We start from the raw sequence: 17,245 nt of genomic DNA on the forward strand, positions 1-17,245 counted from the left end.
AGACTCGCGCGTATGGACGCGACCGATTGGGATACGCGGTATGCGCAGAGTGAATTGGTTTGGGGTGCACCGCCGAACAGCACCGTGGTGGAGCATGTCTACGGGCTGGAGCGGGTTGCCTCGGTAGCGCCGGAAGCGCCCGAGGGCGAAGCGCCGGGCCTGCCGCGGGCCCTCGACCTCGCGTGCGGCGAAGGGCGCAACGCCCTGTGGTTGGCCACGCACGGGTGGCAGGTGCATGCCGTCGACTATTCACAGGTGGGGATCGATAAGGGCCGCACCATCGCGACGCGGTTGTCCCGCTCGGTTCGCAGCCGCATCACCTGGCAGTGCGCGGACGTCACCGACTTGGCCGCCGCGGGCATCACCGGTCCATACGAACTCGTGCTGATGGTTTTCCTGCACCTGCCCGCCGAACAACGCCGCCCGCTCGTCCGCCGCCTCGCCGACCTCCTCGCCCCCGGGGGCACCCTGCTGATCCTCGGCCACGACACCACCAACCTCACCGACGGCTACGGCGGCCCGCAGGACCCATCGGTCCTGTTCACCCCCGACGACATCATCGCCGACCTCGGCCCCGACCCCGACCGCATCCGCGTCCGCATCGCCGACCGCGTCTACCGCCCGACCGACGAACGCGACGCCATCGACGCCTTGGTGATCGCCACCAAACCCGCCCCACCCCCACACCCCATCGAACCAGCCTCCCCACCCAGCTGACCCGAACAACGCCGTTACCGGGACCAGCGCTGGAGCCAGGGGGTGACCGTCTCTGCGATCTGGTCGAAGCCGGAGCGGAAGGAGTGGGGTTGGCCCGGGATTGCGTGGACTTCGGTGGCGTCGCTGGGGGCGGGGATGCCGAAGGGGTCGTTGCCGCCGTTGATTACTACGACTTCGATATCGCCGGCGGCCAGTAGTTCGTCGCGGCGGGTCTTTTCCGGCTTGCCGGGGGGATGTAGCGGGAATGAGAGGGCGATGACACCGCGGGCTCGGGCGGCGACGGCGGTGCGGCAGGCTACGCGGGCGCCGTTGCTGCGACCGCCTTGGATCAGTGGGACGTTTTTCACCCGCTTGCGCAGGTCGGCGACGATCTCCAACCAGGCCTCGTCCTGCTTCACGGCGGAGCCGGGTGCGCGTCGACCGGCGACCCGGTACGGCTGCATCACCCGCGCCACCGCGCCGCCCAGCTCATATGCGCGATCCCGCACCGCGAGCAGGTCTTTCGCGTCCACGCCGCCACCGGATCCGTGCGTGAGCAGCAGCAGGAACGCCGCCTTGCGCGGCTTGTCGAGCTCGATCTCCGCGGGCCCGGCGCTCGTCTCGATTCGCACAGTTCCACGCTAGTCCTCGGCTAACCCGAGATCGTCGAGTCATCGAGAGCGCGTCGGCCACCCGAAAAGGTGCCGGCACACCCGGGCCCATCGTCTACTACGCGAGCCGTAGACGATCGGCAACGTCGTCGGGTGTTTTCCGCGTCACACTTGCTCTCTCGAGACTTTGCACCCCCATTACCGACCGGTAATATGGCTCATAAGTTACCCGCGAGTAGCAAGCGGCTGATCAATTCCGTGCGACCTGCAAGCAGTCGCTACGGAAGACCGGCACGGCTACCCGATGGACGACAACGGGCGGGAACGGCAACCAACCGACCGCACCAACTCAACGGAGAGTGAGTAACAGACATGGGCCACTACAAGAGCAACGTACGCGACCTGGAGTTCAACCTCTTCGAGGTACTCGGCCTCGGCGCACTCCTCGACGGCGACGCCTACGGCGATCTCGACACCGAGACCGTCAAGGAGATGCTCAACGAGGTGCGTCGCCTGGCCGAGGGTCCGCTGGCCGATTCGTTCGTCGACGGTGACCGCAACCCGCCGACCTTCGACCCCGAGACCCACACGGTAACCCTCCCCGAGTCGTTCAAGAAGTCCTACCGCGCGCTCGAAGACGCTGGCTGGGCCAAGGTCGGCGTCCGCGAGGAGCTGGGCGGCCTCGGCGCGCCGAGCGCGGTCACCTGGGCGCTCGGCGAGATGATCCTGGGCGCCAACCCGCCCGCGCAGATGTACGCCGCGGGCGCCGGTTTCGCGCAGGTCTTCTACAACAACGGCACCGATGAGCAGAAGAAATGGGCTCAGATCATCGCCGATCGCAACTGGGGCGCCACCATGGTGCTGACCGAGCCGGATGCCGGTTCCGACGTCGGCGCCGGCCGCACCAAGGCGCTCGAGCAGGAGGACGGCTCCTGGCACATCGAGGGCGTCAAGCGCTTCATCACCTCGGGTGACTCCGACGACCTGTTCGAGAACATCATGCACCTGGTGCTGGCCCGCCCCGAGGGCGCCGGCCCGGGCACCAAGGGCCTGTCGCTGTTCTACGTGCCGAAGTGGCACTTCGACTTCGAGACCGAGACCCTGGGCGACCGCAACGGTGTCTTCGTCACCAATGTCGAGCACAAGATGGGCATCAAGGTCTCGGCCACCTGTGAGGTCACCTTCGGCGGCCACGGTGTGCCCGCCAAGGGCTGGCTGGTCGGCGAGGTGCACAACGGCATCGCCCAGATGTTCGACGTCATCGAGAACGCGCGAATGATGGTGGGCACCAAGGCCATCGCGACCCTGTCGACCGGTTACCTGAACGCACTGGACTACGCCAAGCAGCGCGTCCAGGGTGCGGACCTGACCCAGATGACCGATAAGGCCGCCCCGCGCGTCACCATCACCCACCACCCGGATGTGCGCCGCAGCCTGGCCCTGCAGAAGGCCTACGCCGAGGGTCTGCGCGCGATCTACCTCTACACCGCCGCGCACCAGGACGAGGACATCGCGAAGCTGGTTTCGGGTGCCGACAAGGACGTGGCCTTCCGGGTCAACGATCTGCTGCTGCCGATCGTCAAGGGTGTCGGTTCCGAGCGGGCCTACCAGTACCTGACCGAATCGCTGCAGACCTTCGGTGGCTCCGGCTTCCTGCAGGACTACCCGATCGAGCAGTACATCCGCGACGCGAAGATCGACTCGCTCTACGAGGGCACCACCGCCATCCAGGCGCAGGACTTCTTCTTCCGCAAGATCGCCCGCGACCGCGGCGTCGCACTGGCCCACGTGGCCGGGCAGGTGCAGAAGTTCATCGAGTCCGAGGCGGGCAACGGTCGCCTCAAGGCCGAGCGCAAGCTGCTGGCCACCGCGCTCGAGGATGTGCAGGCCATGGCCGCCACCCTGACCGGGCATCTGATGGGCGCTCAGCAGGAGCCGAGCGAGCTGTACAAGGTCGGCCTGGGTTCGGTGCGCTTCCTGATGGCCGTCGGTGACCTGCTCATCGGCTGGCAGCTGCTGCGTCAGGCCGAGGTCGCCATCAAGGCCCTCGACAACGGCGCCACCGGTGCCGACCAGGCGTTCTACACCGGCAAGGTCGGCGTCGCGCAGTTCTTCGCCCGCAACGTGCTGCCGGAGCTGACCTCGACCCGCGCCATCCTGTCGAACCTGGACAACGACATCATGGAGCTGGACGAAGCGGCGTTCTGATCCGACGCAAACCAACAGCGGCCCCGGAGTTCTCCGGGGCCGCTGTTGTCATTTGATGCGGGGCAACGCTTCTCGTGCGGGTTCGGCGATGCGGACCGGCGTCGGTTCCGGATCCACCGCCAGCACAACGGTATTGCCGCCCAGCCGCTTCGCCTGATACATCGCGGTATCGGCGCACTGCAGCAGCAACTGCGGCCGCGCGGCATCTACGCCGCCGTCGCAGACCGCGACGCCGACACTGGCCGTCACGGTGACGGGTATCCCGGACGTCTCCGCGACGGCACGACACAACCGCTCGCCCAGTGTGAGGGCGGCCGCGCGATCCAACTGATCGACCACCGCGAACTCCTCCCCGCCGGTGCGCGCGACCACGGCGGGATAGGCTGCCGCGCGCAGACGTTCGGCCGTCGAGACCAGTACCTCGTCACCGATGGTGTGGCCGAAGGTGTCGTTGACCGCCTTGAAGCAGTCCAGATCGAGGGCGATCACGCTCAGTTGGGGTTGATGCCGGGAGCAGTGCAGGTAGTAGTCGAGGCCGCGGCGATTCAGCAGCATCGTGAGCGGATCGGAGAGCACATCGGTGCGCAGCACCCAGAAGCAGAACTGCAGCGCGGGCAGCACCACCGCAATGGCCGCGACCATGATCAGCACCATCGCGGCCGCCAGCGCGGTATCGCCGCCGGGTTCATCGGTCACCAGCAATACCGCCAGCGCGCCAACGGTGAGCAGCGACCATCCGCCGTGCACGGCGAGTGCCTTCGGGCTGTGGAAGAACATGATGTAGGCGCCGGTGACCACGAGCAGCATCGCGTTCAACGCGCCGTACACCCGGTCGCTGTCCACCAGGGACGATGCGGTAATCGCGATATCCGCCCAGGTCAACAGGGCCAACGAAGCGACAGCACGGGGCCAGGGGAACATCCACCAGCGGATCATCCACAGCGCCGCCGTCGCACCGGCGGCCGCGAAGACGGCACGCCCCGCCGTGCCGGTCGGACCGGCTGGCGACATCCACATCAAAACGTTGATCGCGAACATCACCGCACCGCCCGCACCGATGATCACCTTGATGAGGCGGAGTCCGGAATGGGATTCGAGCGTTCGAACGAACCAGCGATAGTGCGCCGGTTCGCGCCACCAACTGCCGAGCATCGCGCGATTGTCACCCATGGGAGCCACCCCCTAGCGTTCACAACCTGTCGGATGTACTGAACAGCTGTGCCATTTCGCGCGACCGAGAATGTGGTCGCACAGGGTGTTGCATCGAGCGATCGGTATGCCGTACCAGCGATGTCAGGCCAGCGCCCCGTCGACTGGTGATCTTCAGTGTAGCGATGATCACGTGTCCGGCTCCACACCCAACCCACCGGACACCCGGCCCGAAACCGGGCACAATGGCCGGGCAGACCGCGCGTAAGAAGGGATCGTCCGGATGAACCGATCGCTGTCCGCAATCACCAGAGCCGGTGTCCTCGCCGCCGCCCTCTCGGTCGCGCTGGCCGGACCGGCCGCCGCCGAGCCGAATCTCGTGATCCCCATTCCCGGCATCAACCCCATCCCCGGCATCAACGGCCAGCCGCGCGGCCTACCGCGCTTACCCGGAGTGACCCAGGCGGTCTTCCAGATGACCGGTATGGACAGCCCCAATCGCACCCAGAACGTCAATGTGCTCGGCACCGACCTCGGCATCATGTGGGACGACGGCAACGGCCGGATGATCACCGCGTTCGGCGACAGCGCGGGTCTTGGCATCCCCAACCTGCTCGTCGGCAGCGTCTGGGCGTGGAGCAGCCAGGTGCTGTTCCACAGCGCCACCAAGGATCCCTCGCGCGGGATTTCATTCGACGGCGCCGTCACCAATCCCCTGCCCAGCCCGAAGATTCCGGGTGTCGAGATCAGTCTCATTCCGACAGGGGGCATTTCGGTCGGCGGGGTGCAGTACATGAGCCTGATGTCGGTGCGCGAATGGGGTGAACACGGCAAGTGGCAGACCAACTTCTCCACCCTCGCCGCCTCCGGTGACGGCGGGCAGACCTGGGCTCCGCTGACCACGACCCGGCGGGCGAATGTGGACGGGCACCAGAACTTTCAGCAGAATGCCTTTCTGAAGGACGCCGGATACGTCTACCGCTACGGATCCCCCGCCGGGCGGCAGAATCCCGGATTCGTCTCGCGGGCAAGGGAAGCCGATATCGCCGATATCGATCGCTACGAGTATTGGGACGGCAAGGAGTGGAAGCCCGAAGCCACCGCCGCCGCGCCCATCGTCGGGGGCGTCGGCGAGCTGTCGGTGATGTGGAATGAACATCTCGGCAAATTCATCATGCTCACCACGGATCCGAGCAATTCGGTGGTGCTGCGCACCGCGGCGGCACCGGAGGGTCCGTGGAGCGAGCCCCAGGTGCTCGTCGATGGACCCACGCTGCCCAGTGCCTACGCGCCGATGATCTTCCCCTACCAGACCGGGGGTGACCTGTACTTCTTGCTGTCGGTGTACAACCAGTACAACGTGCTGCTGATGCGAACGCCGCTGTAAGACGAGGGTGCCGACCGGATTCAGGCCACATCGGTTCGCGACGCGGCGCGGGATCTGCAAAAGCAAAGTGCCCCACCTCTTTCGAGGTGGGGCACTTCCAGCATCCGATTACTGCGTCTTGGTGCCTGTCGAGCCGGTGGACAGCGCTTTCACCAGATCGGTGATCGCCGAGCTGGAACCGGTCCCATTCGGGCTCGGCTCGCCGGGGGCGATGGTTCCGATCGGCTCCAGGACGATGCCTTGATCGACAGCCGCCGATGCCATACCCGAACCGACCAGGAGAATGCCCGCGGTCGCCGCGAAGGCGACACCGAGCACGCGCACTTTGCTCATTTAGAACTTCCCTTTGAACCCGTGGAGAAATATCCAGCCGGTAACCGATTATTACCAGCCGAAAGAAGTTTCATCACCGCGCGGAGAGGCGACAAGCCCCCGAGATTGCGGGCGGATCGATCTGATTTGCCGAAATATTGCGGTTCACTCGAATTGAGATCCCCGGAACACGATTCCACGGGACCGAGTCACCGAAACCGAACCAGCGTAGCGACATCTGGGCCACATAGCCGTCGAGTCGCACCACCGCGCCATAGCTGGTATGACGTGCCCGGCACCACCGAATCCGCCCCGAGGTTGGGTCGGATCCTGTTGTGCGGCATTCCAAATGGAATGAGCACAAGCCGATGCGCATCGGTCACTAATGGTAATTACCCAGCTATTCGCCGGTTGAGCTGAGATCATTTTCACGCGATTTCGGCGTAACACACACGCGCAGCGGACGATCGGTCTCGACCGCATGTCATGGTGCGACACCTGGTCAGTTCACGTTCGCGATTTCCGTCGTCATCGAGCCCACCTTCGCCCGCAACTTACCCGGGGCGTTCACCCGTTATCCGGCAGCTCGGATCGCCGGATGCGCTACTCGCACTTCACAACTGGGATCGGGTCGTATTTGACGGTGCGGGTGGTGCGGGAGATCTCGCGGCCGGTCTTACGGTCGGTGATGACTCGGGTGTCGGAGATGGTGAAGCCCGGGGCGCCTTCGGTGGCGATGCAGTCCTTGCCCTTGGGGAGTTTGATGGTGGTGGGTTCGGTGGGCTTGGATTTCTCGCCGGTGATGGATTCGACGTTGACCGTCTTGGTGCCCCAAAGACGAACTGTCACTTCGGAATCGGTGGTCACCGTCTCGATGTAGACACCGGATTGGCCGTTATTGCGGAACTTGAGGTCGATGACGCCGTCGAAGACGGTGGCCTCGCGGGCCGCGGGGTAGCGGGAGATGTAGTAGCTGTGTTCGGTGTGTCCCGCGTCCTCCATGCCGGCGAAGTAGGCGGCGTTGTAGAGCGTGGTGGCGAACTGACTGATGCCGCCGCCGACGGCGGTGCTCGGGCGGCCGTGGTCGATGATGCCGGATTCGACATAGCCCTCGGCGGTGCCGCGGGGGCCGGTGAAGTCGTTGAGCGAGAAGATCTCTCCCGGTTTGACGATGGCGCCGTTCACCTTGCGCGCGACCACGCCGATATTCACGCCGGACGGGCCGCTGAATCCATTGGTGGTGAATTGGCCCATCACCTCGGTGACGCCGAGCGCATTGGCGGCCTCGGTGGTGAGCTTGGGCTCCACCTTCTCGTAGATGGCCTGCGCGGTGCGTTCCTGCGGAGCCACGATCAGATTCGGCAACTGCTCCAAGGTCTTCGCCCAATTGATCTTGTCGCCGACGACGGCGGGAACCACCTTGGGAGTTGTCCCGATCAGGGCGAAGGTGGCGTCCTTGGCCTCGACTTCGGACGGTGCGAGCTGCGGGCCGAGCACGCCGAGCGCGACATCCTGTTTGAAGGAGGCGGCGAGACCGCCCTGACCGTCGGGGGCGAAGGACAGCACGGACGCGATCTGCTCCGGTTCCAGCCGGCCGGTCGCATTGTCCTTGCCCGCGAAGACGATCGGTGCGCGCACCGCCGGTTCCGCGACGTCGTGCAGGGCCTGCTGGACCGCCTCGGTGCGCACGGCGATGGGCGCCGCGGTCTCCGGAAGATCGAGCAGCGCACCGCGATACCAGTTGTCGATGAGTGCGGTGCGCGCGGCGGGGACATCGAGGATGCGGCCTGGCACCGGCGGCACGGCGACCGGACGAGCGCCGTCGAAGGCGATGGTGCCCTCGACCGTCGCGCGGTCGTGCACGCGCAGCGCGGTGAGCTGGGCATCCAGCGCGTTGTCGTCGACGGCGCTGGCGAGGGACACGGTGTGCGTGGTGAACAGCGAGGTCAATCGGGTGATCGGATTGTGCGGCTGAGCGCCGATGCGGGCCCAGGTGGTATCCCAATCCACCGCCAGGCCAGCGTTTTTGGGTGTCAGCCTGGTCTGCACGTCACCGATCTGCAGCGGGAGCTCCTGCTCGGCGCGCGGGTCGAGCGCGGCGCGCAGTTGCGCATCCGCCGCCGCGGTGTCCTTGCCGCCGATATCGATACCGGCGACGACGACGCCGCGCGGCACATGCCCCGACGAAAACACAAGGTCCGCAACGTAAGCCAGCCCGGCCACCGCGACCAACGCACCCACCGCGATGCCGATGCGTTTGACGAGGGGCGATTTCAACCCGCTAGGTCTCGGCGACTCCTCGGGTCTGCGACGGCGCTGCCAACGTTGACCAGACGCCGCCGGCTCGGATCCCTCAGGCGGTTCCGCCTTCGGACGCCGGGGCCTACGCAGCGGCGCTGTCTGCGCTGAATCACCGCCCCACCCCGATGACGGATATCCCACTGGTTGGTGCGACGCAGTCTGATGCTGCGCTTGCTGGTGCTGGGGGAACTGGGGCTCAGGCTGATATGAGGCCGTCGACGCATGCTGCGGCGGGGACTGATGGCGCGCTGCCGCTTGATCCGAGCCAGCCGCCTGATCCGAGCCAGCCGCCTGATGCGAGCCAGCCGCCTGATCCGAGCCAGCCGCCTGATGCGAGCCAGCCGCCTGATACGAACCCGCCGTCCGCTGCGGAATTGTGCGCGGAAGCGGGGGCTGATGCTGCGCTGTCGTCTGATCCGGCGCTGCTGTCTGAGACAAGCTGTCCTGCGGGCTCGACGCCTGTTGCGGAACAGTGCGGGGCGCCGGGGGCTGCTGGGGGTTCGATGATCGGGTCGAGTCGAGGAGCTGTCTCAGTCCGACCTCGCCGTTCTCATGTCGGCCGCGTCGTCCGGTGCTCGATTCGCTCGTCACAAACCGTCCTCCCGCTCGGTTGTAAGGAGCTCGCACGGTGCGAGTCTCCGCCAACGATAGTGGTCTGCACCGACATCGTCAGCTGAGCACGGTCCGACAGCAAATCCCGTGCAACGGACCGCGCCACACATGGAAGGGCCCCGCGTAGTTGCCGGGTCGGGGGTCTGGCAACTACGCGGAGCCAACCCGTTTATCGGTGGCGCGCACCGCGCGTTACATCTGCGCGAGACAATCGAGCAGAAGCCTCGCCACCAGGGCCCGCACGCAGTAAGGGAGATGGATGGAATGCAGCTGGGAATGATCGGCCTAGGCCGGATGGGCGGCAACATAGTGCGCCGGATCGTCAAGGACGGGCACACCGCCGTCGGCTATGAACGCAGGCCCGAGACCATCGACGCACTCGCCGCGGAACTGGGCGGCGACAGTTTCCAGGGCTGCACCGACCTGAAGGACTTCGTATCCAGGCTGCAGACTCCTCGGGTGGTCTGGGTGATGATCCCGGCGGCGGTGACCGGTCAGGTGATCGACCAGGTGGCCGAGCTGCTCGAACCCGGCGACATCATCATCGACGGCGGCAACAGCCGCTACCACGACGACATCGCCCGCGCCGCCGCGCTGGGACCCAAGGGCCTTCACTACGTGGATATCGGCACCTCGGGAGGTGTTTTCGGACTTGCCCGCGGGTTCTGCCTGATGATCGGCGGCGAGGCCGAGCCGGTCGCGCATCTGGATCCGCTGCTGAGGTCCATCGCGCCCGGGGTCGACGCGGCCGAGCGGACACCGGGCCGCACCGGCGAGCCATCGCCCGCCGAACAGGGCTACCTGCATTGCGGTCCCGCCGGTGCCGGCCATTTCGTGAAGATGGTGCACAACGGCATCGAATACGGCGCGATGGCCGCCTACGCCGAAGGTCTGAACATCCTGCACAAGGCGAATATCGGCGCGAATCACGACGCCGTGGCCTCGGCCGAGGAGACCCCGCTCGAGCATCCGGAGTGGTACCGGTACGACATCGATGTGCCCGAGGTCACCGAGGTGTGGCGGCGCGGTTCCGTGGTCGCCTCGTGGTTGCTGGACCTGACCGCGAGCGAGCTATTCGCCGATCCGACGTTGGCGTCGTTCGACGGCCGGGTATCGGACTCCGGCGAGGGCCGCTGGACCCTCGACGCGGCGATCGATACCGGCGTCCCAGCGCCGGTGCTCTCGGCCGCGCTTTTCGCGCGGTTCTCCTCGCGCGGCGAGGCGCTCTACGCCGACAAGATGCTCTCCGCCATGCGCAAGGCCTTCGGCGGCCACGAAGAGTTGCCGTCGGAGTAGGACTACCTGTCCGATTCGCCTCCGCCCGTGGGAGTTTGGTGCGCTGACGCGGCGCACCGGAGTTACGGTGGGAGATATGGAGTACGCGACGTCTTCCTTCTCCGAGAATCTGCGCCGATACGCCCCGGAACTGCTGCCGAGCAGCCATTTCGGCGCTGCCACGGTGAACGGACGGGACATCGCGCCGCACGGCACCACGATCGTCGCCGTGGCCTACCGCGGCGGTGTACTGCTCGCCGGCGACCGGCGCGGCACCATGGGAAATCTGCTGGCCAGCCGGGATATGGAGAAGGTGTTCATCACCGACACCTATTCCGCGGCGGGTTTCGCGGGCACGGTGGGCATGGCCATCGAGATGATCCGATTGTTCGCGGTCGAGCTCGAACACTACGAGAAGATCGAGGGTGTCGGGCTGACGTTCGAGGGCAAGGCGAACAAGCTCTCGAAGATGGTGCGCGACAATCTGCCTGCCGCACTGCAGGATATGGCGGTGGTCCCGGTGCTGGTCGGCTACGACCTGAGCGCCACCGATCCGGAAAAGGTCGGGCGGATCTTCTCCTACGATGTCGTCGGCGGCCGCAGTGAGGAGCGTTTCGGCTATACCGCGGTCGGTTCCGGTTCACTGTTCGCGAAGTCATCGCTGAAGAAGACCTACAGCCGCGGTATCGACGAACAACGGGCGCTGCGGATCACCGTCGAATCGCTCTTCGACGCCGCCGAGGACGACACCGCCACCGGCGGACCGGATCTCACCAGGGGCATCTACCCGACCGTGGTCGTCATCAATTCCGAAGGCGCCGTGGAGATTCCCACGGATCGACTCGCCGAGATCACCCGCGGACTGGTCGAGGATCGTGCCACAATGGCGCGCGCTTGATTTTCACTGAAAGCCCAGCGGGTGGTATTCGGTCGGGGGAAGGACCGAATACCACCCGCTGTCAGTTATTCTCGCGCTCAGCGCTCCAGGATCGCGACGACGCCCTGGCCGCCGGCGGCGCAGATGGAGATCAGCGCGCGGCCGGATCCCTTCTCCGCCAACATCTTCGCCGTCGAGGCGACAATGCGGCCGCCGGTCGCGGCGAACGGGTGGCCCGCGGCGAGCGAGGAACCGTTGACGTTGAGCTTGCTGCGATCGATCGAACCGAGCGCGCCGTCCAGGCCGAGGCGCTCCTTGCAGTACTGATCCGACTCCCACGCCTGCAGGGTGGCCAGCACCACCGAGGCGAAGGCCTCGTGGATCTCGTAGTAGTCGAAGTCCTGCAGGGTCAGGCCGTTTCGGGCCAGCATGCGCGGCACCGCGTAGGTCGGCGCCATCAGCAGGCCGTCGGGGCCGTGGATGTAATCGACCGCGGCGACCTCGGAGTCGACGAGGTGCGCGAGCACCGGCAGGTTGCGCTCGGTGGCCCATTCGTCGCTGGACAGCAGCACCGCGGAGGCGCCGTCGGTGAGCGGGGTGGAGTTACCCGCGGTCATGGTCGCGTCGCCCAGCTTGGTGCCGAAGACCGGCTTCAGGGTGGCCAGCTTCTCGATGGTCGAGCCGGGACGCAGGTTGTCGTCGCGGGTCAGGCCGAGGAACGGGGTGACCAGGTCGTCGAAGAAGCCGCGGTCGTAGGCGGCGGCCATATTCTTGTGCGACAGGTAGGCAAGTTCGTCCTGGGCCTCGCGCGCGACGCCGAATTCCTTGGCGGTGATGGCGGCGTGCTCACCCATGGACAGACCGGTGCGCGGTTCGGCGTTGCGCGGGATTTCGATGCCGAGCATGCCCGGGCGCAGCTGGCCGACCAGCTTGAGGCGGTCCTTGGTGGTCTTGGCGCGGTTCGCGTCGAGCATCCACTCGCGCATGCCTTCGCTGACGCCGATCGGGGCATCGGAGGTGGTGTCGGTGCCGCCGCCGACACCGGCATCAATGCGTCCGGCGGCGATCGCGTCACCGACGGTGACGATCGCCTGCAGGCCGGTGCCGCAGGCCAATTGGAGGTCGTGGGCCGGGGTGTAGGGGCTGAGCTTGCTGCCGAGCACGCTCTCGCGGATCATGCCGTGCTCGCCGACGCGCTTGAGCACAGCGCCGCCGACGACCATGCCGAGGCGCTCGCCCTGCAGGCCGAACCGGCTCACCAGACCGTCCAGCGCGGCGGTGAACATGTCCTGGTTGGAGGCGTGGGCGTAGGCCTTGTCGGAGCGGGCGAACGGAATCCGGTTGCCGCCCACGATCGCAACCGGGCGCGGGCCCTTCTTTGCCGTGCTCTTCGCTGAACGGGCTTTGGTTGTCACTCGAGTCTCCAAGGTCTCGTCGGGTGCCCGGTGGGCCGTTCGGCGCGGAAGTCTGCGCGCGGATCGGCACCCCGTCGCGGTTGGTTTACTTTAAACTTACTCTGGAGTAAGTTAATTGTCGACACCGTACCCCGGAAGTGTGCGTGAATTCGCCCCGGGGCATGTACGTGAGCGAAGCGTCAGCCAGTGAACAATTAAATACAGCCGATCTGATCGGTCATGACGGAGCCGAGCGCCAGCGAGGTGCAGTCATGAGCGATCAGACCATTCGGCAGCGCAGCCACCGGCGAGCCGAAACCATGACACACGAGACAGAAAAGGGAGAAACAGTGGCAGCCAGCAAGAGCAAGGGTGCTCCCAATCTCTACGGATCGTTCGTACACTCCGCTCCCGGTCAATTCCTGGCGAGCAAGCTCGGGTTGCCGCAGCCGGAGAACCTGCGCCGCTACCGGGCCGGTGAGCCGCCGCTGCCCGGTCCGGTGCTGCTCGGCGGCAAGGGTCGGGTCGCCGAACCGGTGCGTACCCTGCTTTCGGACTACACCTTCGCCGACGCGCCCGCGTCCGGGCAGAAGTACGGCGCGCTGGTATTCGACGCGACCGGCATCGGATCGGTCGAGGACCTGTCGCAGCTGTTCGAGTTCTTCCAGCCCGCCATGCGCAGCGTCGCCGGGTCCGGGCGCATCGTCGTGATCGGCACCACCCCCGAGCTGACCGCCAGCGTGGACGAGCAGATCGCCCAGCGCGCGCTCGAGGGCTTCACCCGCTCGGTGGCCAAGGAGCTGCTGCGCGGCGCCACCGCCCAGCTGGTGTACCTGCACCCGGAGGCCTCCGCGACCGCGTCCGGTCTGGAATCCACGCTGCGCTTCCTGCTTTCGGCCAAGTCGGCCTTCGTCGACGGTCAGGTCATCCGGGTCGGCAAGGCCGACGCGATCGCCCCGGCCGCCTGGGACAAGCCGCTCGACGGCAAGGTCGCCGTGGTCACCGGCGCCGCGCGCGGCATCGGCGCGACCATCGCCGAGGTGTTCGCCCGCGACGGCGCGACCGTGATCGTCGCCGATATCCCGGCCGCCGGTGAGGCCCTCTCGGCCACCGCTAACAAGGTAGGCGGCACCGCGCTCGCGCTCGACGTGACCGCGCCCGACGCCGCCGAGAAGCTGGCGGAATTCGCCACCGAGCGCTTCGGCGGCATCGATATCGTCGTGCACAACGCCGGCATCACCCGCGACAAGCTGCTCGCCAATATGGACGAGGGCCGCTGGAAGTCGGTCATCAACGTGAATCTCGCCGCACCGCACCGCATTACCGAGGGGCTGGTGGCGCGTGGCGCGCTGAAGGAGGGCGGTCGGGTTATCGACGTGTCCTCCATCGCGGGTATCGCGGGCAACCGCGGCCAGACCAACTACGGCGCCTCCAAGGCCGGTGTCATCGGCATGGTCGATGCCGAGGCGCCGAAGCTGGCCGAGAAGGGCATCACCATCAACGCCGTCGCGCCCGGTTTCATCGAAACCGCCATGACCGCGGCCATCCCGCTGGCCACCCGTGAGGCCGGTCGCCTGATGAGCTCGCTGCTGCAGGGCGGCCAGACCGTCGACGTCGCCGAGACCATCGCCTACTTCGCCAGCCCGGCGTCGAATGCGGTGAGCGGCAATGTGGTTCGGGTCTGCGGGCAGAGCCTGATCGGAGCATGATGTCCGAGATGATCACGCTCACCGAACCTCCCAAGAACAGCAGCCTTTTCGTGAAGGCCGCGCTCGGTGCGGTGCCGGTGCCACCGATCTCGGCGCGCAAGTCGACGGTGCCCGACCGCGTCGTGCGGCTGGACGGCGTGCGCGTGGATCCGGATCACCTGGCCGCGTACTGCCGGGCGACCGGGCTGCGGTTCGGTGATTCGTTGCCGCTGACCTATCCGTTCATCCTCAGCTTCCCGCTGGCGATGCAACTCGTTGTGGCACGCGACTTTCCGTTCGTCGCGGTGGGTGCGGTGCACGCGCAGAACCTGATCGAGCGCAGCCGCGCGATCTCGGTGAGCGAGCCGCTGGACTTCGAAACCCATATCGAGAACCTGCGCGAGCACCCGAAGGGGCTGCTCGTGGACGCGATCACCGAGGTGAGTGTCGGCCGGGAACAGGTGTGGCGTCAGGTCACCACCTTCCTGCACCAGCAGCGCACCTCACTCTCGGGTGAACCCAAGCCCGAGCCGAAGCCGGAAGAGGTTCCGCCGCCGCCGATGCGGACCACTCGGGTGGATCAGAAGATGATCACCCGATATGCCGCCGCCTCCGGTGACCACAACCCGATCCACACCTCGGCATTGGGCGCCAAGGCATTCGGCTTCCCGAAGGCGATCGCCCACGGCATGTGGTCGGCCGCGAATATCCTCGCGAATATCGAGGGCCGGATTCCCGACCAGACCACGTATGCGGTCAAGTTCGGCAAGCCGATCCTGCTGCCGTCCACGGTGAATGTGTACGCCGACCAGGTCGACGGCGGTTGGGATCTGGCGTTGCTGCACCCGAAGAAGGGCTACCCGCACCTCACGGCCACCCTGCGCTGAGCCGACGCCGAAGCCGCACCCCGGGTCCGGGGTGCGGCTTCGGCGTTTCCGGGCTGCCGCCGCACGAGTTCGCCTCCCGCGCATGGAATCGCCGGGCCAACCAGCGCGCACCGCAACAAAACGGGCGCGCCATTCGGCAAGCGCCGATCGGTACGGGTCGCGCCGCGCAAGAATTCACTTCACGCACACACGAAATAGCCGGGCAATCAGTGCGCGCCGCGATAGAACGGACACGCCATCGACGAAGGCGAGCGCCGATCGGTTGCGGGTCATGCCGCCCAAGAATTCACTTCACGCACACGGAATGGCCGGGCAATCAGTGCGCGGCACGACAGAACGGGCGCGGCATCGGCGAAGCAGCGAGGCTGACCGGCGGTCGGGTCAGCAGTCGCAGCAGCAGTCGCATCCGTCGCAGCCGCAGTCACAGCAGTCGCAGCAATCGCCGCAGCCGCAGTCGCAGTCGCAGTCCTTGATCCAGGCGTCCTTGCGCTTGCCGTTGCATGGGTTGGTGTGGTCGGCGCAGCAGGCGTAGCCGGTGCAGTAGACACCGAGGACCAAGGCGAGCGCCTCGCCGATTCCCGGGCGGCTTGGCGGCTTCTCGAATCCGGTATTCGGCGGCATGGGGTACTGCATGGTCGCGGAGTGCCGGGATGTGCTGCAGGCGTGGGCGGTTGCGCCGATGCCGCGGCCGACTCTGCGCACTAGGGCGTGCAGTGGGTCGAGCAGCATCCAGCGGATGGTGGGGACTTGGTCGAGTCCGGTCTGCGTGACTGCTGTACGGAGGTGCGAATCCGACTGCCGCAGCAGTTCGTAGGCCTCGGGCATGGTGGTTCCGGTGGCCGCGAGTGGGTTGAAACGGCCGCGGGTCCGGTCTTCGTCGAAGTCCTCGACGGCGTCGGCGAGGTGGGCGATGCGGCCGAAATGCCTACCCGCCTCGCGCAAAGCGGCGACGTTATCCGGGCGGTCGGCCAGAACCGCTGTGTGAGCGAAGAATTCCGACGCACAAATCTGCGTAGGTGCGGTCAGATCGTCGAGAGAGATTGTGCGAGACGCATTTTCCGTCGTTTCGCGCATACTCCGTGGCAAAGCGTTCGCCGCACCATTGCGTTCAACACCGGCCGAAGCGAGAGCTTCCAGTTGCGACTGCGCATTGATCGCGGCGACAAGCGGTTCCACATCGAGGCCGATCAGAGATGCCTGCGATCGCGCTCGGTCTGCCCAGCGGCTGGATACCTTCGTCATCGGACGGCGGGTGAGTACGGAGCTGTCACCGTCGTCGACGTGATCGCGAATCTTGGCCGATCCCAATAAGAGTGACGCGGTGGAAGCCAGCAGTACGCCCGGCGAATCCGCGGTCGCCACCTCGGCCCGACGCATTCCGCGCAGCGCGCACGGGCCGGCGGTGGTCCGCCCCATCGGACCGGACATCTGTGCCTCGGTCAGCACACTCAGCACTATCGCATCGGTATTGGTCGCCGCCCGCGCCAACTGCCCGTGCCCATCCCGCAACCCCAGACACAGCCCACACATATGAGTACGCCACTCGGCCGCATCGATCCCGTACTTCTCGGCACCATGCGCACACGGCCGCAACATCCCGAACAAATCCGCCCCGTTCCCCGACCACTGCGCCGGTCCACTCTCTTGATCTCCCGCACTCTCGCAGCCCATCAACATCGCCGCAAGCCGGGCCGCCGCCCACCCATGCGCGCAGCCTGTGCATAGACCTCATACCCTCATACCTACTGCCCCTATGCGGGGTGCGTCGTCCAGGGATCAAGATCAGGTGGCACTGGTGGCGGGGGGTTCTCGGGCGATGCCGCCATAGATTCCACGTGATCACGTGTC

Annotated in this window: 13 protein-coding genes; 7 read left to right on the top strand and 6 right to left on the bottom strand. The window is 66.4% G+C overall.

Annotated elements, in window-relative coordinates:
- Positions 1 to 12: 12 nt before the first annotated feature.
- On the top strand, positions 13 to 717 hold the full coding sequence (locus ACHQ4I_RS06285; protein ID WP_420770700.1) for a class I SAM-dependent methyltransferase: 705 nt from the start codon (positions 13 to 15) through the stop codon (positions 715 to 717).
- 14 nt (positions 718 to 731) lie between these two features.
- Here ACHQ4I_RS06285 and ACHQ4I_RS06290 read toward each other — a convergent pair whose 3' ends face one another.
- Entirely contained in the window at positions 732 to 1,328 is a 597-nt protein-coding gene (locus ACHQ4I_RS06290; protein WP_420770701.1) for an alpha/beta hydrolase family protein, read from the bottom strand.
- A gap of 351 nt (positions 1,329 to 1,679) precedes the next feature.
- Between ACHQ4I_RS06290 and ACHQ4I_RS06295 the strand changes: the two genes are divergently transcribed.
- The gene (locus ACHQ4I_RS06295) at positions 1,680 to 3,515 is read left to right on the top strand and encodes an acyl-CoA dehydrogenase (protein WP_420770702.1); all 1,836 of its coding nucleotides are present in this window, start codon (positions 1,680 to 1,682) and stop codon (positions 3,513 to 3,515) included.
- A 48-nt stretch (positions 3,516 to 3,563) separates the two neighbouring features.
- Here the strand turns inward: ACHQ4I_RS06295 and ACHQ4I_RS06300 are convergent, their stop codons facing one another.
- A complete protein-coding gene (locus ACHQ4I_RS06300; RefSeq protein ID WP_420770703.1) occupies positions 3,564 to 4,685 on the bottom strand; it encodes a GGDEF domain-containing protein in 1,122 nt (373 codons plus the stop codon).
- Positions 4,686 to 4,947: 262 nt separating this feature from the next.
- On the opposite strand from ACHQ4I_RS06300, the gene ACHQ4I_RS06305 reads away from it, so the two are divergent.
- The gene (locus ACHQ4I_RS06305; RefSeq protein ID WP_420770704.1) at positions 4,948 to 6,051 is read left to right on the top strand and encodes a DUF4185 domain-containing protein; all 1,104 of its coding nucleotides are present in this window, start codon (positions 4,948 to 4,950) and stop codon (positions 6,049 to 6,051) included.
- Positions 6,052 to 6,159: 108 nt separating this feature from the next.
- Here ACHQ4I_RS06305 and ACHQ4I_RS06310 read toward each other — a convergent pair whose 3' ends face one another.
- Together ACHQ4I_RS06310 and ACHQ4I_RS06315 are read right to left on the bottom strand one after the other, a co-directional pair.
- Positions 6,160 to 6,384 carry a hypothetical protein gene (locus tag ACHQ4I_RS06310; RefSeq protein ID WP_420770705.1) on the bottom strand — a complete coding sequence of 75 codons (225 nt, stop codon included), beginning with the start codon at positions 6,382 to 6,384 and terminating at the stop codon, positions 6,160 to 6,162.
- Positions 6,385 to 6,966: 582 nt separating this feature from the next.
- A complete protein-coding gene (locus ACHQ4I_RS06315) occupies positions 6,967 to 8,640 on the bottom strand; it encodes a VanW family protein (RefSeq protein WP_420770706.1) in 1,674 nt (557 codons plus the stop codon).
- A 900-nt stretch (positions 8,641 to 9,540) separates the two neighbouring features.
- Between ACHQ4I_RS06315 and gnd the strand changes: the two genes are divergently transcribed.
- Together gnd and prcB are read left to right on the top strand one after the other, a co-directional pair.
- Entirely contained in the window at positions 9,541 to 10,572 is a 1,032-nt protein-coding gene (gnd, locus tag ACHQ4I_RS06320) for a phosphogluconate dehydrogenase (NAD(+)-dependent, decarboxylating) (RefSeq protein WP_420770707.1), read from the top strand.
- Positions 10,573 to 10,648: 76 nt separating this feature from the next.
- Positions 10,649 to 11,449, top strand: coding sequence for a proteasome subunit beta (gene prcB / locus ACHQ4I_RS06325; RefSeq protein ID WP_420770708.1), 801 nt, complete (start codon positions 10,649 to 10,651; stop codon positions 11,447 to 11,449).
- A 77-nt stretch (positions 11,450 to 11,526) separates the two neighbouring features.
- Here prcB and ACHQ4I_RS06330 read toward each other — a convergent pair whose 3' ends face one another.
- Positions 11,527 to 12,843: an acetyl-CoA C-acetyltransferase gene (locus tag ACHQ4I_RS06330; RefSeq protein ID WP_420770709.1), complete on the bottom strand. Its 1,317-nt coding sequence runs from the start codon at positions 12,841 to 12,843 to the stop codon at positions 11,527 to 11,529.
- A gap of 299 nt (positions 12,844 to 13,142) precedes the next feature.
- On the opposite strand from ACHQ4I_RS06330, the gene ACHQ4I_RS06335 reads away from it, so the two are divergent.
- Positions 13,143 to 14,531, top strand: coding sequence for a 3-oxoacyl-ACP reductase (locus ACHQ4I_RS06335; RefSeq protein ID WP_420770837.1), 1,389 nt, complete (start codon positions 13,143 to 13,145; stop codon positions 14,529 to 14,531).
- Complete coding sequence (locus ACHQ4I_RS06340; protein WP_420770710.1) at positions 14,528 to 15,397, top strand: MaoC family dehydratase; 870 nt, start codon at positions 14,528 to 14,530, stop codon at positions 15,395 to 15,397. Before ACHQ4I_RS06335 ends, ACHQ4I_RS06340 begins: the two co-directional genes overlap by 4 nt.
- Positions 15,398 to 15,778: 381 nt before the next feature.
- Here ACHQ4I_RS06340 and ACHQ4I_RS06345 read toward each other — a convergent pair whose 3' ends face one another.
- Positions 15,779 to 16,993: a DUF5685 family protein gene (locus ACHQ4I_RS06345; protein WP_420770711.1), complete on the bottom strand. Its 1,215-nt coding sequence runs from the start codon at positions 16,991 to 16,993 to the stop codon at positions 15,779 to 15,781.
- Positions 16,994 to 17,245 lie beyond the last annotated feature (252 nt).

It is taken from the genome of Nocardia nepalensis (assembly GCF_048910785.1).
Classification (GTDB): Bacteria; Actinomycetota; Actinomycetes; order Mycobacteriales; family Mycobacteriaceae; genus Nocardia; species Nocardia nepalensis.